Below are 19,519 nucleotides of genomic sequence, written 5' to 3'. Positions count from 1 at the left end.
GGCGTGTTCGGATGCAATGATGTTCAGATGTCTACCCACGATTTGCCGATCCTATCGGAAATCCGACATAACAGCCAGATAACGGTGCCGATTGACCTCGACACGGCGCGCGGCGCAACTCAACGGACGGCCAGGATCACATCGACGACACTGTCCAGCACAACGTCGACCTGGGCTTCCCGGTAACCGCCGCGCTGGGGCCGGAACACGGCGCAGCGCACATCTTCCACCGTTATGGGGAGCCCGTCTTCGAAGTACCGGACGAGCTTGTGGGAGAACCGGTCGACATCCGCCCGGCTGTAGCCGACGCTGAGAACGCTCACCCGGTGGAAGCGGTGTCCGTCCTTCCGGCTGAGCCGGTTCACGAGCACCTGAGCGAGGTCATGCACCTCAGCGAGCCACGCCTCGGTGCCCTGCGCCTGCGCCGCACGGTCCCGGTCGCGCGTCGCGAAGGCGTCTTCGAGACGCTCGAGGGCCGCATCCACGTGCGCAGGCGAATATCCGCCCTTGTGCATGCTGAACGCGGTGTGACGGATGTCCTCGGCGGTCAACCCGACGCTGTCGTCGGTGGCGTCATACGCTTTTCGGGCGACAGCGAGGAACTCCTCCACCTGCGGAGCGCTGTAGCCGAGCGTCTTCTTGCCGGTCCGAGGGAAGGTGGAGGTCACCGGAACATTCTGCCTCACTGCCGCGCGCCTGACTAAACCGAGGCCGCTAAGCGAAAATCAGGTAGAGGGCGTACGCGGCTGCGGCCGACGGCAGGATCGAATCCAACCGGTCGAGGAGACCGCCGTGACCAGGCAGCCAGGAGCTCATGTCCTTGATGCCGAGGTCACGCTTGATCAGGGATTCGGCCAGGTCGCCGAAGGTCGCGGTGAACAAGATGACCACACCGAAGACGAGGCCGAACCACCAGGGCTGGTCGAGCATGAACACTGCCAGCAGCACGCCGATCCCGATACAGGCGACGCCGGCGCCAGCGAACCCTTCCCAGGTCTTCTTCGGGCTGATTGAGGGGACCATGCGGTGCTTGCCGAAGCTGAGGCCGGCGGCGTACGCCGCGGTGTCGGCTGAGATGACCAGCAGCAGGAAGGCGAGGGTCCACCACTGCCCGTCGGGCTGGGCGACCAGGAGCACAGAAAAGCTGCCGAGGAAGACGACGTAGGCCTGGATCAGGAAGCCACCACCGATGTCGCCGAGCACCTCCCGGGAGGGAGCGCGGTGGGCGCGCCGGACGAGAAAAGCCAGCCGCCACAGGGCGATCAATCCAATGCCGGCGAGCGTGCCCAGCCACTGGCCCGCCGCGCCGAGGTAGAACGCGGCAGGCACGACGCCCACGGATGCCAGGACGACCGGTACGCGCGGCACGTTACGTCCGGCGAGACGGAGAGCCTGAGCGAGCTCGAAGGCCGTGAAGCCCACGAACGCGATCGCGCAGACCATGAACAGGTCTTTGATGAAGATGAGGCTGAACAGCATGAACAAGCCAAGCGCGAGCCCGATCAGGGTTGCCAGGATCAGGTTGCGCCCGGTGCGCGCCTGGATACGTTCCTGAGTCGCATCCAGCTGCGCCCGGGTCGCCAGCATTTGACGTTCGAGATCGGCCTTCTTCGACTGCATCTGGGCCCTGAACTCGGCGCGACTGACACCATGCTCGCGCTTGGCGCGCAGCCCTTCGCGTTCTCCGGAATCGCCTGATTCGTCCGTCATGAGGCTGGATCGTCCTTAGATCTCGAGGAGTTCTGCTTCTTTGCGCTTGAGGGCGTCGTCGATGGCATCCACGTGGGTCTTGGTGATGTGTTCGAGTTCTTTCTCGCCGCGGGCCACGTCGTCGTCTCCCACTTCACTCTTGAGGGCGTCGAGGTCGTCCTTGGCCTTGCGGCGCAGGTTGCGCACCGACACCTTGGCATCTTCGGCCTTGGTGCGCACGATCTTGACGTATTCCTTGCGGCGGTCCGCGGTCAGCTCCGGCAGCGTGGCCCGGATGACGTTGCCGTCGTTTCCGAGGTTGGCGCCCAGGTTCGGAGTGTCGCGAATGGCCTGCTCAATGTCTCGCAGGGCGCCCTTGTCGTACGGCCCGATCAGGAGCGTGCGGGCCTCCTGGTTCTGCAGCGAGGCGAGCTGTTCCAGTGGCGTCGGTGTGCCGTAGTAGTTCACCAGGATCTTGGCGAACATCTGCGGGTTCGCACGACCGGTTCTCACGGTCGCGAAGTCGTCTTTGGCAGCTTCCACGGCCTTGTGCATGCGGGCGGTGGCGTCGGACAGAACATCCGTGATCACGATGACTCCTTCTTCGATGGCGTTGTCAAGCTTAGTTGGAGACAAGGGTTCCCAGATCGGCGCCGAGAATGGCAGCCGTCACGTTGCCGTGCGGGGCCATGCCGAACACCTGCATGGGCATTCCGTTGTCCATGCAGAGGCTGAAGGCCGTCGAGTCGACGACCTTGAGGCCGCGCTGCAGTGCCTCCTGGTAGGTGATGTGGTCGATCTTGTGCGCGTCCGGGTTGGTGCGCGGGTCGTCGGAGTAAATCCCGTCGACGCCGTTCTTGGCGACGAGCACGATGTCCGCATCGATTTCCAGGGCACGCTGGGCCGCAACCGTATCGGTGGAGAAATAGGGCAGCCCGGCGCCCGCGCCGAAGATGACCACGCGGCCCTTTTCGAGGTGGCGTTCCGCGCGACGAGGGATGTACGGCTCGGCGACCTGGGTCATCGCGATCGCGGACTGCACCCGTGTCTCGGATCCGGCCTGCTCGAGGAAGTCCTGGAGGGCAAGGGCGTTCATCACGGTGCCGAGCATGCCCATGTAGTCGGCACGGCCGCGGTCCATTCCACGCTGGGACAATTCGGCGCCGCGGAAGAAGTTGCCGCCGCCGACGACGATGGCGATTTCCACCGTCTTGGCCGCCTCGGCGATCTCGCGGGCGAGGGCGCTGATGACGTCGGGATTGACGCCCAGGCTGCCTGCCCCGAAGGCTTCGCCGGAAAGTTTGAGGAGGACCCTGCGCTTCTTGACCGTATCTGACATTCTGTGCGCTTCTTCCCTCGTGATGCTCTGTGCCGTGCTGTGCTGTGCAGTGTTGCCTTGGGTTGGGTTGTGTTGTGTTGCGCCGTGCCGTGTTCCGGCGGTGTTCTAAAACTACTGGGTGGGCTGGTGGGTGCCCACACACAGAAGGAGACCGGATTGCGACTGCAACCCGATCTCCTTCACTACGATCAAACGACCGGTTACGCGCCGACCTTGAATCGGGCGAAGCCCGAGACGGTCAGTCCGGCGTCAGCCAGGACCTTGCTGACGGACAGCTTGTTGTCCTTGGCATAATCCTGTTCGAGGAGTGCAACCTGCTTGAAGTACGCGGTGACGCGACCCTCGACAATCTTGGGCAGTGCAGCCTCCGGCTTGCCCTCGTTCTTCGAGATCTCGGTGACGATCCGGCGTTCGGCCTCAACGAGGTCGGAGGGAACGTCTTCGCGAGCGAGGTACTCGGGGTTCGCGAAGGAGATGTGCTGAGCCACGCTGCGCGCGCTCTCCGCGTCACCTCCGGAGTAACCCAGAACAACGCCGACCTGCGGGGGCAGGTCCTTGCTGGTCTTGTGCAGGTAGATCGCGAACTTCTCACCCGCGACGGATGCGACGCGGCGAAGTTCGAACTTCTCGCCAATGATCGCGGCCTCGCCGTCGATGAGCTGGCCGACGGTCTGACCGTCGACCGGAGCGGCCAGGCCTTCCTCGACCGTGGTGGCCGCGGCAGCGGCGACCGCGTCCAAGACCTTCTCGGCTAGTGCAACGAACTTATCGCCCTTGGCGACGAAGTCGGTCTCGCAGGCGAGTTCGATCAGGGTGGCGGTGTTGCCGATTTCCTTGGCAGCGACGAGTCCCTCGGAGGTGGAACGATCGGCGCGTTTGGCGTTACCCTTCGCACCCTTCATTCGAAGGATTTCGACGGCCTTTTCCATGTCGCCTTCGGCTTCAACGAGGGCGTTCTTGGTGTCGACCATGCCGGTACCGAGGCGCTCGCGCAGCGCTTTGACGTCTGCGAGGCTGATGCTTGCCATGCTTGGTCCTTACTTGGTTTCTTCGGCGGGAGCGTCGGCTGCAACAACGGCTGCGGCTTCGGCTTCTGCGGCTGGGGCTGCGGCGGCTTCCTCGTCGGCAACCGGCGCGGCCACGACGGCCTCTGCGGTCTCGTCGGAGACGGCGACGGCTTCGTCAGCTGCCGGGGCGTTCTCGGCAGGAGCGGCCAGGAGTTCGGCTTCCCACGCGGCGAGAGGCTCGATTTCAGCCTCCGGCTTGGCGTGGCGCTGGATGAGGCCCTCGGCCGCAGCGTCCGCGATGATGCGGGTCAGCAGGCCGACGGAACGAATGGCGTCGTCGTTGCCCGGGATCGGGTACTGGACGTCGTCCGGGTCGCAGTTGGTGTCGAGGATCGCGATGACGGGGATGCCGAGCTTGCGGGCTTCGTCAATGGCGAGGTGCTCCTTGTTGGTGTCCACAACCCACAGCGCCGACGGCGTCTTCGTGAGGTTGCGGATGCCGCCGAGGCTCTTGTGCAGCTTGACGAGCTCGCGCTTCTTGATGAGCATTTCCTTCTTCGTGAAACCGCTCTTGGCGGTGTCCTCGAAGTCGAGCTCTTCAAGCTCTTTCATGCGGGCCAGACGCTTGGAAACGGTCTGGAAGTTGGTGAGGAGGCCGCCGAGCCAGCGCTGGTTGACGTAGGGCTGGCCCACGCGGATGGCCTGTTCGGCGATCGATTCCTGCGCCTGCTTCTTCGTTCCGACGAAGAGGATGGTGCCGCCGTGGGCAACCGTCTCCTTGACGAAGTCGTAGGCCTTGTCGACAAACCCGAGCGACTGCTGCAGGTCGATGATGTAGATGCCGGAGCGCTCCGTGAAGATGAAGCGCTTCATCTTCGGGTTCCAACGGCGGGTCTGGTGCCCGAAGTGCACGCCGCTGTCGAGCAGCTGGCGGATGGTTACGACGGCCATGAGCCGTTCTCCTTGTCCGGCGCGCGCTGCGATGCAGACGAACGCCAATCGGTTTGTGTCGTGATCGGATGATCACCACTCCTGGTGCCCGGCACAGAACCGCCTCGCATCTGAAAGAAACGAGGACCGAGTGGGTCTGGAGGCCGAATGGGCACGCGTAGTCAGCACGCAAGCGCTGCTCCTCAAAGGTTAGCACCCACGGGGGTGCCCCGTGCGCGCGCCGGCACGTGCGGGCGTCCCTCCCCAGGCGGGGTGGTACGGGATCCGGTCACGGATACCGCCCTCGCCGGTTTGGGGGGGGGACGGAGGCCGCACGGTGGTGGCATGAATGCCTTCCGTCTGCTCATCGCGGCCGCGCTGCTGCCGCTGTCCTGCCTGTCCATGGTGCGGAGCGACGCGGCGGGTGTGACATTACCCGGGGCGGCGTCGGTCACGGAGACGGCCGCGGAGACGGCCACCTCCGGCACCTGGCACTGGCCGCTGGCTCCGCCGCATCCGTTGCTCCGGGGTTTCCTGGCGCCGGCCACCCAGTATGCGCCGGGCCATCGAGGTCTGGACCTGTCGGCCGAGGCCGGCCGGGAGGTGGTTGCACCGGCCGAGGGTATCGTCTCGTTCGCCGGGGTCGTGGTCGACCGCCCCGTACTCTCGATCGAACATGCCGACGGCCTGGTATCCAGCATCGAGCCGGTGTCGGCCAGTGTCGCGGTCGGTGACCGGGTCGCGGCAGGGCAGCCCGTCGGCCAGGTTGCCGACGGCGGGCACTGCGCTGGGCAGTGCCTGCATCTTGGCGCCCGGTTGAACGGTGGCTATGTGTCACCACTGCTGTATCTGGTCGGAGTTCCTCGCGCGGTGCTGCTGCCGGCACTGCTCCTGAGAGGAGACAGCTGAGGGGCCGGCAGCCGCGAGGTAGTCGCGGAGCAGTCCCGGAACCCGTCGCCGGGGAGTCAGGCGCGCGGGTGCGCGGTGCGGTAGCTCTGTTTGAGGCGTTCGGCCGAGACATGAGTGTAGATCTGGGTGGTGCCGAGGCTGGAGTGGCCGAGCAGCTCCTGCACGGCCCGGAGGTCGGCTCCGCCGTCGAGCAGGTGGGTGGCCGCCGTGTGGCGGAGGGCGTGCGGGCCGGCCGGCCCGTTGCCGGGCACATCGGCGAGCAGAGTGGCGACCAGCCGGTAGACCGCCCGCACGCCGAGGCGCTGGCGGCGCGCACCAAGGAACAGCGCGCTCACCGGCGTCGCGGCGTTCTCGGCAGCGGTTTTCGCTGCGTGCGCGCGGTTCTCGGCAGCGGGCCCCACGGTCCCGGCGGGGGCTGCGGTCTCGGCGGGCGCTGCGGTCTCAACGAGCCGGGGGCGGCCCCGTTCGAGATAGGCGAGGATCGCGTGCTGGGCCGGCACGCCGAAGGGAACGACGCGTTCCTTGGAACCCTTGCCGGTGACCCGCACGGTGAGTCGGTGCAGATCGACGTCGGTGACGTCGAGGCCAACGAGCTCCGAGACCCGCAACCCCGACGCATAGAGCAGTTCCACTATCGCGAGGTCGCGCAGCGCCGCCGGGTCGGGACCGGCAGCACGAAGTTCCAGGTGGGTGAGTAGCTCCTGCATTTGGGTGTGGTTGATCACTCGGGGCAGTGGTCTGCCGGGTTTCGGCGAGCGCAGCCGCACGGCGGGGTCGGTTGCGCTGCCGCCGGTGCGTGCCAGCCAGGCCGTGAAGCTGCGGGCGGAGGCTGACCGCCGGGCAATGGTCGCCCGCGCCAGCCCCGACTGGGTTCCGACCCACAGCCAATCGCGGAGCAGATCGAGGCTCAGCGCCGCCGGGTCGATGACGCTGCGAGTTTCGGCGAAGGCGATCAGTCCCGCCAGGTCGGTGCGGTAGGCGCGCACGGTGTGTACGGAGAAGCCGCGCTCAACGGCCAGGTAGACCACGAAGTCGTCGACAGACGCATCGAGGAGGTGCACCGGCGCGGGAACCGGCGGTGGTATGCGAACGGACTCAGGCATAGTCACCTCGGTCAGACCTGCCGCGAGAAGGCCTCGGTGCGCTCGTCGGGCGTAAGCGCCTCCATCCGGTCGAGGAAGGCCGCGTCGAAGCCGGTCGCTGCCGGAAACTCGCCGAGAGCCACATGCGAGTGCACGATCTGGTCGTCGTAGACGTGCACGAGGTTGATCGATTGCCCACCCTGCAGACCGCTGAGCGCCCCCTGCGGCGCGGTCGGATCGATCGTGTAGCAGGTCGCTGCGGCGACCGACACCGGGATACCCGCGAAGAGTCCGGTCGTCGCGTAATGCAGGTGTCCGCCCAGGATCGCCCGGATATCGCTGCCGGCCACCACCTCGGCCAGTCGGGGCTGCCCCCGCAGCTCGAGGATGGACATCAGCGGCAACATCGTGGGCACGGGCGGATGATGAAGCGCCAGCAGGGAGCCGTGCGGAGCAGGCTCGCTGAGCACCTCGGCCAGCCACGCTAACTGCGCGCCGGACAGGTCGCCGTGGTGATAGCCCGGAACACTCGTGTCCAGTGCGATGATGCGCACTCCCCCGATGTCGAATACCCGGTCGATCGGCGCCGAGGATCCTTTTTCCCGGAGCAGCTCGGTGCGGAAGGCCTCGCGCTTGTCGTGGTTCCCCATCACCCAGATGACGGGGGCGCCCATCCGTTCGGCCGCGGCCTCGACAATGTCACGCACCCGGCGGTACGCAGCGGCTTCACCGCGGTCGGCGATGTCACCGGTGAAGAGCAGCGCGTCGGGCCGGAGACCGGACCGCTCCAACTGTGCCATCGCCTGGTACACGGTGGTGTCGGTGTCGACCGCGCCGTAGAGCGCTCGACCTCCGCCGAGGAAGTGGGTGTCGCTGATATGCGCGATGAGGTGGGTGGCTGGAGGGTACTGGCCCAGTTGCACGGCTGACATGACTCACCTTTCGTGGGTGCCGCCCAGACTACGGCCTGCCCCCGACGTCGGCCTGTCGTCGCGCGAATTCACCCTTCGGTGGGATTCGCGCGAACCCACTATTGGGGGGCCCGCAGCCCCGTTCTGTGGGCTCATCCGGCCTAACGGCGCACACGAGACCGCCCTAGCTTTCAGCACGTGTCCTCACAGATGAGGACTGTCGAGACCCGAAATCGATAGAAGGGCATCACATGACCAAGAAGACCACACCCGAGGCAACCGCCGGCACCGCCAAGCAGCTGCGGGTGAGGAGCATCGCGCTCGTCGCGGCCGCGATGCTCCTGGTCGGCGGAGGCGGAGCGTACGCCTACTGGTCGACGACCGGCTCCGGCACCGGTGCGGCGGCCAACGCCAAGTCCAACGGCTCGCTGGTGCTGAGCGCCCACCTGGCCGACGGTCTGACCCCGGGCGCCTCCGTGCCGGTGACGTACTCCGCAAAAAATGCGGGCACGTCCAGCCTCAAGGTCGCAACCATCTCCCAGACCGGCAGCACTGACGCCCCGGGGTGTGTCTTCGCCGACAACTTTACGATCGCCCCGTCCGTCGTCTCCGACACGCGCGTGATGGGCATGCCCAGGAGCCAGACCGTCGTCGATGTGACCATCACGGGAGCCTCGACGCTCATGTTCCTTGACACCGCTGACGACCAGGACGCCTGCAAGGGCGCCACCGTCACGCTGACGCTCAAATCCAACTAGCTCGATCACAGGTGGGCAGGCTCTCTCCGAGCCTGCCCACCTGTGCGATTTTTATTTTGGTACATCTGAGTCCCTGAACATTCATGCTCGTTCGACAGCTGTGAGAGGTTGACGTGACTTCCCTCCGTGCCCACCGTTCCGCATCCGGAAACACCCGCCTCTCATTCTTCGGCCTCACCGCCGCCGTGACCCTTGCCGTGTTGGTCGTGTCCGTAACCGGTGGCGCCTCCGCGTATTACACCGCCCCCGGGTTCGGCTCCGGCTCGGCAGCCCTCGGCACGCTGCTTCCGCCCACCGACGTGCTCGTTCCCGCGACGAGCGCCGGCACCGCGAGCCTGCGCTGGACGGCATCCGTCGGCACGCCCGCGCCGACCGGCTCCTGCGCCACCCGCACCAAGACCGGCACCGGCACGCCGACCCCGGCCTGCGGCACCAGCCCGACCATCATCGTGGCCACCGCGTTTTGCGACGACCTGCTCGTTCTGACCGGCGACTATACCTACACGGTCACCGCCGTCTACAACGGCTGGACCGCGGCGAGCGCCCCCAGTGGCAGCGTGACGATCTCGAATCCGACGAAAGTCGCGTTCCAGGCCCAACCGTCCGACGCGACCAGCGGCGCCGTCTTCACTGCCCAGCCCAGCGTCGCGATCCAGAATGCCGCCGGAGACACAGTGCCCACCAGTACCAGCCCGGTCACACTGGCAATCACCGGGTCGCCCGCCGACGCCAGGCTCACGTGCCCAACCAACCCGCTGGCGGCAGCATCCGGTATCGCGGTCTTCACCGGCTGCGCCATCGACAGGGCCGGCACCTATACGCTCACCGCGGCCTCCGGTGCCCTGACCGCCGCCACGAGCACCGCCCTGACCGTTTCCGCGGGCTCCGCGAAGAAACTGTCCTTCACCCAACCTGCCGTTGACTTCTCCATCACCAGCCAGACCACGTTCGCCGCGCCCGTCCAACCGATGGTCACCGTTCAGGACGCCGGCGGAAACACCATCACCGGCAGCACCGCAACAATCAGCCTCGGCCTCACCTCACCCGCCGGGGCCAGCCTGACCTGCGCCGCGAACGCCCGGGCTGCCGTCTCAGGCATCGCCGCCTTCGCCGCCTGCCAGATCGACAAGGCCGGCAGCTACACGCTCACCGCCACCTCGGCCGGGCTCGCCGACGCCACGAGCAACGGCATCAACGTCACCGCCGGGCCCCCTAAGAGACTCGTCTTCACCGCACAGCCCGCCAATAGCAGTAGCGGCGGAACCCCGTTCTCAACCCAACCTGTCATTGCCGTGCAGGATGCGTTCGGAAACACCGTCACCACCAGCCTCAGCCTCACGACCCAGGCAGGCGCCGCGCTGTCCTGCACCTCAGGCAACCCGCTCGCGGCCGCGTCCGGTGTCGCGGCCTTCACCGGTTGCCGGATCGACAAACCCGGCAGCTACACACTCACGGCGGCCTCAGGGACCTGGACGGCCGAGTCCAGCAGCCTCACCATATCGGTCGGCTCCGTAGCGAAACTAGCCATCGCCTTCCCGACCAGCACCGCCATCAGTCAGAGTGCCTTCTCCACCCAACCGGTTGTCACGGTGCAGGATGCCGGTGGCAACACCGTCACGAACAGCACCGCAGCCGTGACATTGAGCCTCACCAACACACCCGTCGGGGCCACCCTGTCCGCGTGTGCTTCCGCCAGCACCGCCGGCGTCACGACCTTCACCGGTTGTCGGATCGACAAGGCCGGCGCCTACACACTGACGGCCGTCGTGGCAGGCCCCATCACGGCCACGAGCAACACCACCACGATCTCGGCCGGGGCCGCGTCAAAACTCGCTTTCACCGGAACATTCCCTCAGAAGAGCCATAAGAGGAACGACTTCTTCGTGCCTCAGCCGGAAATCACGATCCAGGATGCCTTCGGCAACTCAGCGAACGCCGCTGTAAGCGTCACGCTCTCTGCGAGTCCACCGTCCAACAGATCCGGCACGCTGTCGTGCGCGGCGACAACCAGGACTTCTCTCAACGGTGTTGCTACGTTCAGTGGCTGCCAGGTCAGTTACCAAGGCAATCAAGCGGGCCTGTACACGTTCACGGCGGAAGCTTCGGGGCTTGTGAGCGCCTCCGTCATCGTCACGATCGTCCAGTGATCAGGAGTCTTCCAGTGATCATGGATGACAACGACGGGGCCACGGTCGACGTGCTCGTACGCCGAAAGGACGGGGACGACCAGGGGGGTGGTCGGGTGAACGGCGAACCGTTACCGGCCGCGCACCCAGCCGGTCTCCTTCTCCCGAACCACCCCCTCCAGGTCGAGGGCGCCGAGGGACCCCTGCACCGTTGACATCGACAGTCCGGCCCGACGGGCGATGTCGGTCACGCTGCGCGCCGCCCGCGTGCTCAGAGCGTCGAACACGCGCACCTGCTCGCTCGTGCGGCCGCCGAACCCGGCCGTGTCTCCATCGGCGGGCGGCAGGTCGAGGGTGAGGCCCAGCATCCGTTCGCCCACCAGTTCGGCCATTTCCGCGGCTGTGCTGACGCAAACGGCGTCATACTCGCGGATCAGCCGATGGCAGCCGGCCGACGTCGGCGAGGTCACCGGGCCCGGAACGGCCCCGAGCGGCCGGCCGAGAGCGGCGGCATGCCCGGCAGTGTTGAGCGAACCCGAGCGCCAGCCGGCCTCGAGCACGACCGTGGCCGCGCTGGCAGCGGCGATCAACCGGTTGCGTTGCAGGAACCTCCATTTGGTGGGCGCGGCCCCGCACGGCAGTTCGGAAATGATCGCCCCCATCGTGGCGATACGGCTCAGCAGGGCGTCGTGGCCGCTCGGGTAGTAGCGGTCCACTCCCCCGGCGAGGAACGCGACGGTCAGCCCCGAGCTGGCCAGTGCCGCCCGGTGCGCCATGCCGTCAATGCCGTACGCCGCCCCGGAGACGATGAGGAAGCCGCGGTCGACGAGCCCGGCGGAGGCCTCCATCGTCACATGCTCGCCGTAGCCGGTGGCCGCGCGGGCACCCACCAGGGCGATCGAGTTGGACAGCGCCGTCAGAGCGGTCGGGATGCCCCGCCACCAGAGTGCGATCGGCGCGTGGACTGCCAGGTCGTCGACGCCTCTCGGCCAATGTGCATCAGTGGGCACCAGGAGCCCGGCGGACGCGCGCGCCGCCTGCTGCAGGGAACGGATCACCTCGGCCGAGGATAACCGCGGCCGCCAGCGTTGCAGGGCCTGCTCCAGTAGGGCCTGCAGGTCGTCGGTCAGTGGCAACCCCGTTGCGGCCAGCGCGCCCGCGAGCCGGGCCCCGGTCCACAGGTCGAGGACGGCACTGAGTGCCGGCCCGGCCCCCAGCCCCTGCACGAGCAGTCCGGCGGCGCCGTCGCCCGGCTCCGAGATACCGGTCCACGCGGCGCGCGCGAACACATCGGCGGCGGCCGCGGCATCCGTCGGGCCAGACCCGGCGGATGCCCGCACGCCCCCGGTCAGCGCAACCACCGTGGATTCCTCCAGCCCAAACAGCATCATGACGTCATTCCCTTCCGCAGGTACAAGGCCTGCCCTACTTGTTCAATGCCGGGCCGGGACACGCCCTCGAGGTCGGCGATGGACCAGGCCACCCGCAGTACTCGGTCATATCCGCGCATGGTGATGCCTCCGCGTTCAAGCGCCCGGTCAAGGATGGCCGTGGCCGCTCTGCCCAGCCGGGCCTGGGGGCCGCGCAGCCAGGGGCCGGGCACATCGGAGTTCAGCGTCCACGGCGTGCCGGCGAGGCGCTGGGCCGCGGCGGCTCGGGCCTCGATCACCCGTCCGCGGGCGACGGCGCTCGCCAGTCGGGGCGTCTCGGTGGCCAGCCGCAGCTGGGCGGCAGTGATGCGCTGCACCCGCAGCTGAATGTCGATACGGTCCAGCAGCGGTCCCGAAATGCGCGCCAAGTACCGTCGCCGGGAGCTCGGCGGGCAGGTGCAGTCCAGGTCAGGGGCGCCGTACTGCCCGCAGGGGCACGGGTTGGCCGCCATCACCAGCTGGAAGCGGGCCGGGAAGTGGGCGACCGCGTTGGCGCGGTGAATGCTGATCACCCCGGATTCCAGCGGCTGCCGGAGCGCGTCGAGCACCGCCGAGGCGAATTCGGGAGCCTCATCGAGGAAGAGCACCCCGTGCGAGGCGCGCGCCGCCGCGCCAGGCCGGACCTGCCCGCTGCCTCCGCCGACCATGGCCGCCGCCGTCGCCGTGTGGTGCGGGGCCTCAAGCGGCGGGCGGGTGATCAGGGCGCGCCCGACGGCGCGGCCGCTGAGCGACCGCATGGAGCTGACCTCGAGGGAGGCCTCAGCGTCGAGGTCGGGCAGCAGTCCGGGCAGCCGGGCCGCCAGCATGGTCTTGCCGGCGCCGGGCGGCCCCACCATGAAGACGTGGTGACCGCCGGCCGCCGCGATCTGCAACGCCAGGATCGCATCGTCATTGCCGATGATGTCGACCAGGTCGGGTTCGGCCGTCTCCGCCGCGGCGTCGCCGGGAACGAGGATGGGGTCAACCGGGATCGGTTCGAGTTCGGCGCCATGCCAGATGGCGGCGTCCCGCAGGGAGGCGACACCGATCACCCGCACGCCCGGCACGAGGGTCGCCTCATCGACGTTGCCGGCGGGAACCATCACCGTGCCGTGGCCAAGCCGGGAGGCCGCGATCACCGCCGGGAGCATGCCCGGCGTCGGCCGCAGCCGTCCGTCGAGGGCCAGCTCGCCGATGTGCACCACCCGGCCCACCGACGCGGCCGAGACCACCTGGTCGGCCCCGAGGCAGGCCAGCGCGATGGCCAGGTCGAAGCCCGACCCGTGCTTCGGCAACGACGCCGGGGAGAGGTTGATGGTGAGCTTGTTGCGGGTGAGCGGACAGCCCGAGTTCTTCGCCGCCGCCCGCACCCGCTCGGTGGCCTCCGACAGGGCCGCATCGGGCAGCCCGATCAGGATGATACCCGGCAGCTGCCCGGAGATGTCGGCCTCCACCTCGACCAGTGCCCCGGTCATCCCGGCCAGGGCCACCGCATGCGTGCGGGCGAGCCCCATCAGAACACGCCCGTCAGGTGCTCGATCACGGGCTCGGTGCCGGGACGGATGATCACGGCGATGGCGTCGACACGGATGCGGGCGGGCCGGGCATCCGCCTGTTCGCACCACGCCGCCGCGAGGCGACGCAGCCGGGCGAGCTTGGCGACAGTGATGGCCTCGAACGGATGCCCGAAGCGGGTTCCCGAACGCGTCTTCACCTCGACGAAGACGACCTCTCCCCCGAGCTCGGCGACCAGGTCGATCTCACCCTGCCCGCAGCGCCAGTTGCGCTCCACGACCCGGTAGCCGGCGGCGGCGAGGAAGAGGGCGGCGCACTCCTCGCCCTGCCTGCCTAGTTCGTCTTTGCGTGCCACGAGCACCTCCGCCCCCAGCGTGCCGGGTAGGCGCTCCCGGCACTCGCGGGGTCGAGAAGCTGTGCGGTCGGCGGCGCGGCCGCGTCTGGGGAGGACCACCCCCGGCCCGGCCTTCAGCACCACCGTCCCGAACGAATTCGACGCCGGCACGGCGGTCCGTCTGTGCTGACCAGCGTCCACGCGGTGCAACCAGCTCTGCCGTTCCGGGAGCGACACAACCAATCGATCAGGACTCCCCCAGCTACAGCCCCAGCGCGGCGAGCGCCGCGTCCATCCGCTCGGCGAGGGCTGCGTAGCCGGCGTCATTGGGGTGCAGGCCGTCGTCGGCCATCCACTCGGGGTGCCCGTCGAGCCAGTAGGAGGCGCCGGAGATGTAGTCTGCGTCGGCGCCGAGCGCGGCCGCCTGAACCCAGCCGATGATCTGCTCCACGGAGTCCGGGCGCTCCTCGGTGTACCAGAACGGCTCCACGACGATGAGGCGCGCCTCTGGCAGGGCCGCCCGGATCGTCTCGAAGTCGCGGGTGATCGCCGCCTCGATCTCGTCGGCGCGGGACGGCATCGAGAAGTTGTCGTTGAGCCCCATGGTGCTGATCACGATGTCCGGCCTGGCAGCGATGACCTGGTCGATCAGATCATCCCCCCGCCGCTGGTTCACGAAGCCGAGGCCGTTGCGGCTCGGGTTGACCTCGGTCCAGTCGCGCTCTGCCGAGACGATGGTCGACCAACGTTTGTCCGCAGCCGAGCCGCCGGTGCCGCGCGTGTAGGAGTCGCCGTAGAAGGCGACCACGGTCTCGCCGGGGCCGCGGGCCGCGGGACCCGGGTCGGCCTCGCCCAGGCCGCGGCCCAGGACGCCGCTCTGGGCGAGCATTGCCAGGGCCACCGCCCCCGCGAGCAGCACGGCGGCGGCGATCCACACGGTGATCCAGAAGGCAGGGCGTCGTCGAGGGGTCATGACACTGATTCGGAGCCGGGCACCGGCAGGGTTGGCGGAACACGCCGGCCCGGCATGCTCAGCGCACCAACCGGGGCACCGAGGCGCCGGATGCCGCGTGTCCGGCGGCCGCGAACGCGGCATCCGTCTCGCGCAACACCCGCAGCACGTTGGCGCCGGCAAGAGCCGCGAGGTCGGCGGCCGACCAGTCGCGCCGGGCCAACTCGGACAGCAGCGCCGGGTAACCGTCGACGCCTTCGAGGCCGGCAGGGAACTCGTCGGTGCCGTCGAAGTCGCCTCCGAGGCCGATGTGGGCCATTCCGGCGACGCGGCGGGCGTGTTCGACGTGGTCGGCGACATCCGTCAGCGTCACGACCGGCGCCGGCCCGGCCCGGTCGCCCTCGAACCAGACCGAGTAGTCCTCGGACAGGAATTGGGGCACGAAGGTGAGCATGAGCACCCCGCCGTTGGCGGCCAGTCGGCACAGCACGTCGTCGGGCACATTGCGGGGGTGGTCACTGAGGGCCCGGCAGGAGCTGTGACTGAAGATGACGGGCGAGTCGGACGCGTCCAACGCCGCATGCGCCGTGGCCGGGGAGACGTGCGAGAGGTCGACCAGCATGCCCAGCCGGTTGAGTTCGTGCACGTAGTCGACGCCGCGGGGTGTGAGGCCACCGTGCTCGGGTTCATCGGTGCCCGAGTCGGCCCAGGTCGTGTTGTGCACGTGGGTGAGGGTGAGGTAGCGCACGCCCAGCCGGGCGAACATGCGCAGCGCGGCCGGGGAGTCGTTGAGGCTGTGTCCGCCCTCGGCGCCGAGCAGGGAGGCGATGCGCCCGATCGCTCGGGCGGCCTCCACGTCGGCGGCACTGCGCGCGATGCCGAAGTCGTCGGGGTAGCGCGCGGCGAGGCGGTAGACCCAGTCGATCTGCTCAAGCGTGCCCTGCACGGCGTCGGCGCCTGTAAGGTCGTCGCTGACGTAGACCGACCAGAACTGCGCTCCGACCTGCCCTGCCCGCAGCCTGGCGATGTCGGTGTCGGTGGACAGACCGCCCCCGAGACCCTCCACGGAGTAGTCGCGGCTCTGCCGGCACTCCCACGCCCAGTCGTTGTGGCCGTCGATCAGCGGGGCCAGGGCCAGCGCCTGCTCCACGACGACGGATGCCGCGGCGGGCGCGGACGGAACCGGTGTGCTCATGCCCCCACGCTAGTGCCGGCCGGCACGGGCGGGGAGCGGAAGCCACCTACAGTTGAACGGGAACTGGTGAACCGGTTTAGTCGAGGCTCGGCATGCCCCCGACGGCCTGAATCAGACTTGGACCAGTTAGGACCCCCTCTCATGATGGGTGCACACCATGCCATGACCGGCGCCGCCGCCTGGATCGCCGTCACGGCGACCGCCGGGCACGGCCTCGGGCTCTTTCCTGTGACGCCCGTCGGCACGATCGCCGGCTCGCTGCTCTGCGCCGGGGCGGCCCTCCTCGCCGACGCCGACCACAACTCGGCCACCATCTCGCAATCCGTCCCCGTGCTCGGCCGGCTCGTCACCACGGGGATCTCCCGGGCCTCCGGCGGCCACCGGCACGGCCTGCACAGCCTGCTCGGCCTGTTCTCGGCGTGGCTGCTCGCCACCGTGATCGGTCTGGTGCTCTGGGAGCCCGTCTGGGCCACGGAACCGGTGCGCGTCGGCCCGGCCCTGATGAGCGCCGCGGCGATCGCGTTTGCGGCCAAGGTGCTCGGCCTCTCGAAGCAGTCGTGGGGGCTGGCCTGGGCGATCGGCTTCGCCGTGGCGGCTTTCATCGCCGTTTTCGCCCCGGAGCAGCACTCGTGGTTCGTGATCTGCTTCACACTGGGCTACGGCGTGCACCTTCTGGGCGACCTGCTCACCACCGGCGGGCTGCCCCTGTTCTGGCCGTGGATCCCGAAACCGCCCAGATGGTGGTGCCGGGTGCCGGTGCTCGAGAATCTGTGGTCATCGGGCGGCTACCTGTCCGTGCCGGTGCTGGGCAACGCCGGCTCCCTGCGGGAGTGGCTGCTGCTGATCCCGGTCACCGCCTATGCGGGCTACGGCGTGCTGTTCGCGCTGCTGGAGACCTGGGGCGTCAACCTGGAGGCCGCGCTGGTGGACATTGCCGGGGCGCTACCGCTGTAGCGGGGCAGAAGACGCCGGGACATCCGTCGGTCGCCCCTGTTCACCTCGTAGGCTGGAGGCATGGGACTGCGTAATCGGCTGACGGATCTGCAGATGAAGACGATGAGCGTGCTGCACCGCGCGGTGCTGACGGCCTCCGGCGGGCGCCTGCTCGCCTCGTTCGGGTCGATGCCGGCGGTCGAGCTGCACACCATCGGCCGCTCCAGCGGCAAGCGTCGCACGACCATGCTCACCGCCCCCGTGCACGGGCACCAACGCTTCGTGCTGATCGCCTCGAAGGGCGGCGACGACCGCCACCCGCAGTGGTATCTCAACCTGGTCGCGAACCCCGACGTCGAGCTGACCGTGCGCGGCACCACCCTGAAGCTGCGGGCGCGAACCGCGTCCCCCGCGGAGAAAGCCGAGCTGTGGCCGCAAATCGTGGCGGCCTATCGGGGCTACGACGGCTACCAGCAGAAAACCGGCCGTGATATCCCGGTCGTGATCTGCGAGCCCCGGCCGCGCTGACCCGAACCCGGGCCAACGCCGCTCGGTGACTCAGACCAGGGCGACCGGCTCGTTCAACACCTTCGGGAACACCGGCGGATGCACGCCCGCCATCTCCTCGAGCACCCGGATGACCTGGCAGCTGTACCCGTATTCGTTGTCGTACCAGACGTACAGCACGGCCTTCGTGTCGGTGCAGATGGTGGCCAGGCCGTCGACGATGCCGGCCCGGCGGGAGCCGAGGAAGTCGCTGGAGACCACCTCGGGTGAGTCGATGTAGTCGATCTGCTTGTGCAGCTCGGAGTGCAGCGACATGGTGCGCAGGTAGGTGTTGAGCTCGTCCTTGGTGGTGCCCTGCGTGAGGGTGAGGTTGAGGATCGCCATCGACACGTCGGGCGTGGGCACCCGGATGGCGTTGCCGGTGAGCTTGCCGGCCAGCTCGGGCAGCGCCTTGGCGACGGCCTTCGCGGCCCCTGTCTCGGTGATCACCATGTTCAGGGCGGCGCTGCGCCCGCGGCGGTCGCCCGAATGGAAGTTGTCGATCAGGTTCTGGTCGTTGGTGAACGAGTGCACCGTCTCCACATGGCCTTCCCGGATACCGAAGCGGTCGTTCACGGCCTTGAGCACGGGCGTGATCGCGTTGGTGGTGCAGGATGCCGCCGTGATGATGGTGTCGTCCGCGGTGATGGCGTCGTGGTTGATGCCGTGCACGATGTTCTTCAGCGCGCCCTTGCCCGGAGCCGTGAGCAGCACCCGGGCGACACCCGGGCAGGCCAGGTGCTGGCGGAGTCCGTCGGCGTCGCGCCAGCGTCCCGTGTTGTCGACCACGACAGCGTTCTGGATGCCGTATCGGGTGTAGTCGACGGTGGCCGGGTCGCTCGAGTAGATGACCTGAATCAGCGTGCCGTTGGCGAGGATCGTGTTGCCCACCGGGTCGACGGTGATGGTGCCCTCGAATGGTCCGTGCACCGAGTCGCGGCGCAGCAGGCTCGCCCGCTTGACGATGTCGTTGTCCGACCCGCGGCGCACCACGATGGCCCGCAGGCGCAAACCCTGTCCCCCGCCGGCGTGGTCGATCAGGATGCGCGCGAGGAGACGTCCGATCCGGCCGAAGCCGTACAGCACGACATCCGTGCCCGCGGTGACGAAGTCACCCTGCCGGTCGACGACATCCGCCAGCTCGGCCCGGAGGAATTCCTCCCGGCCGCGCCCGGCACCCTCGAGTTTGTAGGTCATGGCCAGCCGGCCGAGGTCGATCGACGCGGTCCCGAGCCGGAGGGTGCTGAGGGTCTGCAGCAGCGGCAGGGTCTCCTCCAGGGGCAGTTCCACATCGTCGATGTGGCGCGCGAAGCGGTGCGCCTTGAGCAGTCCGATCACCGACTGGTTGACCAGTCCCCGGCCGTGCACGCTCGTGACGACGTGATTTTCCCGATACAGACGGCCGATCAAGGGGATCATCTCTTCAGCGAGTGCCTCCCGGTTGATCCACGAGGCCAGAGCGCGATCAGATTCCTGAAGCAAAAGACATACCCTTCGTTCTCGACCGCATCGTTGCGCCGAGTGTGCAGACCCCCAGGCCTGAGTCTTCGTTGTGCTACTCGTCGAGCGCGAGTTCCTTCGGCAGTTCGAACTCCTTGGACGCGAGTTCCTCGACGTTGACGTCTTTGAAGGTCAGCACCCGCACCGACTTCACGAACCGGTCGGAACGGTAGACGTCCCAGACCCAGACATCTTTCATGGTCAATTCGAAGTAGAAGTCGTGCTCCGTGTCACGGCGCACCAGTTCGACCTCGTTCGCGAGATAGAAGCGTCGTTCGGTCTCGACGACGTACTGAAACTGCCCCACAACGTCTCGGTACTCGCGGTACAGGGCCAGCTCGACCTCGCGGTCGTAGTCCTCGAATTCATCTTCTTCCATGGTTC

20 protein-coding genes are annotated in these 19,519 nt (G+C 68.1%); 5 read left to right on the top strand and 15 right to left on the bottom strand.

Annotation, left to right across the window (positions count from 1 at the left end; genetic code table 11):
* Positions 1-119: 119 nt before the first annotated feature.
* The 6 genes from CXY79_RS14870 to rpsB all read right to left on the bottom strand — a co-directional run bounded on the left by CXY79_RS14870 (position 120) and on the right by rpsB (position 4,986).
* Positions 120-668 carry a DivIVA domain-containing protein gene (locus tag CXY79_RS14870; RefSeq protein ID WP_104103179.1) on the bottom strand — a complete coding sequence of 183 codons (549 nt, stop codon included), beginning with the start codon at positions 666-668 and terminating at the stop codon, positions 120-122.
* 46 nt (positions 669-714) lie between these two features.
* On the bottom strand, positions 715-1,710 hold the full coding sequence (locus CXY79_RS14865) for a phosphatidate cytidylyltransferase (RefSeq protein ID WP_233191535.1): 996 nt from the start codon (positions 1,708-1,710) through the stop codon (positions 715-717).
* Between the two features lie 15 nt (positions 1,711-1,725).
* Entirely contained in the window at positions 1,726-2,280 is a 555-nt protein-coding gene (gene frr, locus CXY79_RS14860; protein WP_104103176.1) for a ribosome recycling factor, read from the bottom strand.
* A gap of 31 nt (positions 2,281-2,311) precedes the next feature.
* Positions 2,312-3,028, bottom strand: coding sequence for a UMP kinase (gene pyrH / locus CXY79_RS14855; protein ID WP_104103173.1), 717 nt, complete (start codon positions 3,026-3,028; stop codon positions 2,312-2,314).
* Positions 3,029-3,228: 200 nt separating this feature from the next.
* Positions 3,229-4,056, bottom strand: a complete 828-nt coding sequence (gene tsf / locus CXY79_RS14850; protein WP_104103170.1) for a translation elongation factor Ts — start codon at positions 4,054-4,056, stop codon at positions 3,229-3,231.
* A 9-nt stretch (positions 4,057-4,065) separates the two neighbouring features.
* Positions 4,066-4,986, bottom strand: a complete 921-nt coding sequence (gene rpsB, locus CXY79_RS14845) for a 30S ribosomal protein S2 (protein ID WP_104103167.1) — start codon at positions 4,984-4,986, stop codon at positions 4,066-4,068.
* A gap of 324 nt (positions 4,987-5,310) precedes the next feature.
* Between rpsB and CXY79_RS14840 the strand changes: the two genes are divergently transcribed.
* Positions 5,311-5,874, top strand: coding sequence for a M23 family metallopeptidase (locus CXY79_RS14840; RefSeq protein WP_104103164.1), 564 nt, complete (start codon positions 5,311-5,313; stop codon positions 5,872-5,874).
* Positions 5,875-5,930: 56 nt separating this feature from the next.
* Here the strand turns inward: CXY79_RS14840 and CXY79_RS14835 are convergent, their stop codons facing one another.
* Both CXY79_RS14835 and CXY79_RS14830 read right to left on the bottom strand, forming a co-directional pair.
* Positions 5,931-6,977 carry a tyrosine-type recombinase/integrase gene (locus CXY79_RS14835; RefSeq protein WP_104103161.1) on the bottom strand — a complete coding sequence of 349 codons (1,047 nt, stop codon included), beginning with the start codon at positions 6,975-6,977 and terminating at the stop codon, positions 5,931-5,933.
* 11 nt (positions 6,978-6,988) lie between these two features.
* A complete protein-coding gene (locus tag CXY79_RS14830; protein WP_104103158.1) occupies positions 6,989-7,888 on the bottom strand; it encodes a phosphodiesterase in 900 nt (299 codons plus the stop codon).
* Between the two features lie 230 nt (positions 7,889-8,118).
* Between CXY79_RS14830 and CXY79_RS14825 the strand changes: the two genes are divergently transcribed.
* Together CXY79_RS14825 and CXY79_RS14820 are read left to right on the top strand one after the other, a co-directional pair.
* On the top strand, positions 8,119-8,625 hold the full coding sequence (locus tag CXY79_RS14825; RefSeq protein ID WP_104103155.1) for a hypothetical protein: 507 nt from the start codon (positions 8,119-8,121) through the stop codon (positions 8,623-8,625).
* A 113-nt stretch (positions 8,626-8,738) separates the two neighbouring features.
* Positions 8,739-10,772, top strand: coding sequence for a hypothetical protein (locus CXY79_RS14820; RefSeq protein ID WP_104103152.1), 2,034 nt, complete (start codon positions 8,739-8,741; stop codon positions 10,770-10,772).
* Positions 10,773-10,882: 110 nt separating this feature from the next.
* On the opposite strand, the gene dprA is transcribed toward CXY79_RS14820, so the two are convergent.
* The 5 genes from dprA to CXY79_RS14795 form a co-directional block, all read right to left on the bottom strand.
* A complete protein-coding gene (dprA, locus tag CXY79_RS14815) occupies positions 10,883-12,142 on the bottom strand; it encodes a DNA-processing protein DprA (protein ID WP_104103149.1) in 1,260 nt (419 codons plus the stop codon).
* A complete protein-coding gene (locus tag CXY79_RS14810) occupies positions 12,139-13,674 on the bottom strand; it encodes a YifB family Mg chelatase-like AAA ATPase (protein ID WP_104103146.1) in 1,536 nt (511 codons plus the stop codon). The genes dprA and CXY79_RS14810 overlap by 4 nt, the downstream gene beginning before the upstream one ends.
* On the bottom strand, positions 13,674-14,030 hold the full coding sequence (locus CXY79_RS16660; protein ID WP_104103537.1) for a YraN family protein: 357 nt from the start codon (positions 14,028-14,030) through the stop codon (positions 13,674-13,676). The genes CXY79_RS14810 and CXY79_RS16660 overlap by 1 nt, the downstream gene beginning before the upstream one ends.
* A 241-nt stretch (positions 14,031-14,271) precedes the next feature.
* Positions 14,272-14,982 carry an SGNH/GDSL hydrolase family protein gene (locus CXY79_RS14800; protein WP_104103143.1) on the bottom strand — a complete coding sequence of 237 codons (711 nt, stop codon included), beginning with the start codon at positions 14,980-14,982 and terminating at the stop codon, positions 14,272-14,274.
* 58 nt (positions 14,983-15,040) lie between these two features.
* Positions 15,041-16,156, bottom strand: coding sequence for a dipeptidase (locus CXY79_RS14795; protein WP_104103141.1), 1,116 nt, complete (start codon positions 16,154-16,156; stop codon positions 15,041-15,043).
* Positions 16,157-16,297: 141 nt separating this feature from the next.
* Here CXY79_RS14795 and CXY79_RS14790 point away from each other — a divergent pair, with 141 nt between their 5' ends.
* Together CXY79_RS14790 and CXY79_RS14785 are read left to right on the top strand one after the other, a co-directional pair.
* Positions 16,298-17,110: a metal-dependent hydrolase gene (locus CXY79_RS14790; RefSeq protein WP_104103138.1), complete on the top strand. Its 813-nt coding sequence runs from the start codon at positions 16,298-16,300 to the stop codon at positions 17,108-17,110.
* A gap of 60 nt (positions 17,111-17,170) precedes the next feature.
* A complete protein-coding gene (locus tag CXY79_RS14785) occupies positions 17,171-17,617 on the top strand; it encodes a nitroreductase family deazaflavin-dependent oxidoreductase (RefSeq protein WP_104103135.1) in 447 nt (148 codons plus the stop codon).
* A 30-nt stretch (positions 17,618-17,647) separates the two neighbouring features.
* Here the strand turns inward: CXY79_RS14785 and CXY79_RS14780 are convergent, their stop codons facing one another.
* Together CXY79_RS14780 and CXY79_RS14775 are read right to left on the bottom strand one after the other, a co-directional pair.
* Positions 17,648-19,117: a glyceraldehyde-3-phosphate dehydrogenase gene (locus CXY79_RS14780; RefSeq protein WP_104103133.1), complete on the bottom strand. Its 1,470-nt coding sequence runs from the start codon at positions 19,115-19,117 to the stop codon at positions 17,648-17,650.
* A 73-nt stretch (positions 19,118-19,190) separates the two neighbouring features.
* Positions 19,191-19,514, bottom strand: coding sequence for a DUF2469 family protein (locus tag CXY79_RS14775; protein WP_066596196.1), 324 nt, complete (start codon positions 19,512-19,514; stop codon positions 19,191-19,193).
* Between the last annotated feature and the right edge of the window lie 5 nt (positions 19,515-19,519).

The sequence above is a fragment of the Cryobacterium sp. M96 genome, assembly GCF_002929845.1.
Taxonomy (GTDB): domain Bacteria; phylum Actinomycetota; class Actinomycetes; order Actinomycetales; family Microbacteriaceae; genus Cryobacterium; species Cryobacterium sandaracinum.
This window is presented reverse-complemented; position numbering and strand designations above follow the sequence as displayed.

Bases quoted from the DNA above. Each gene is read 5' to 3' on its own strand.
- CXY79_RS14865 (WP_233191535.1), bottom strand. From the start codon at position 1,710: ATGACGGACGAATCAGGCGATTCCGGAGAACGCGAAGGGCTGCGCGCC.
- pyrH (WP_104103173.1), bottom strand. From the start codon at position 3,028: ATGTCAGATACGGTCAAGAAGCGCAGGGTCCTCCTCAAACTTTCCGGC.
- tsf (WP_104103170.1), bottom strand. From the start codon at position 4,056: ATGGCAAGCATCAGCCTCGCAGACGTCAAAGCGCTGCGCGAGCGCCTC.
- rpsB (WP_104103167.1), bottom strand. From the start codon at position 4,986: ATGGCCGTCGTAACCATCCGCCAGCTGCTCGACAGCGGCGTGCACTTC.
- CXY79_RS14840 (WP_104103164.1), top strand. From the start codon at position 5,311: ATGAATGCCTTCCGTCTGCTCATCGCGGCCGCGCTGCTGCCGCTGTCC.
- CXY79_RS14835 (WP_104103161.1), bottom strand. From the start codon at position 6,977: ATGCCTGAGTCCGTTCGCATACCACCGCCGGTTCCCGCGCCGGTGCAC.
- CXY79_RS14830 (WP_104103158.1), bottom strand. From the start codon at position 7,888: ATGTCAGCCGTGCAACTGGGCCAGTACCCTCCAGCCACCCACCTCATC.
- CXY79_RS14825 (WP_104103155.1), top strand. From the start codon at position 8,119: ATGACCAAGAAGACCACACCCGAGGCAACCGCCGGCACCGCCAAGCAG.
- dprA (WP_104103149.1), bottom strand. From the start codon at position 12,142: ATGATGCTGTTTGGGCTGGAGGAATCCACGGTGGTTGCGCTGACCGGG.
- CXY79_RS14810 (WP_104103146.1), bottom strand. From the start codon at position 13,674: ATGGGGCTCGCCCGCACGCATGCGGTGGCCCTGGCCGGGATGACCGGG.
- CXY79_RS14800 (WP_104103143.1), bottom strand. From the start codon at position 14,982: ATGACCCCTCGACGACGCCCTGCCTTCTGGATCACCGTGTGGATCGCC.
- CXY79_RS14795 (WP_104103141.1), bottom strand. From the start codon at position 16,156: ATGAGCACACCGGTTCCGTCCGCGCCCGCCGCGGCATCCGTCGTCGTG.
- CXY79_RS14790 (WP_104103138.1), top strand. From the start codon at position 16,298: ATGATGGGTGCACACCATGCCATGACCGGCGCCGCCGCCTGGATCGCC.
- CXY79_RS14785 (WP_104103135.1), top strand. From the start codon at position 17,171: ATGGGACTGCGTAATCGGCTGACGGATCTGCAGATGAAGACGATGAGC.
- CXY79_RS14775 (WP_066596196.1), bottom strand. From the start codon at position 19,514: ATGGAAGAAGATGAATTCGAGGACTACGACCGCGAGGTCGAGCTGGCC.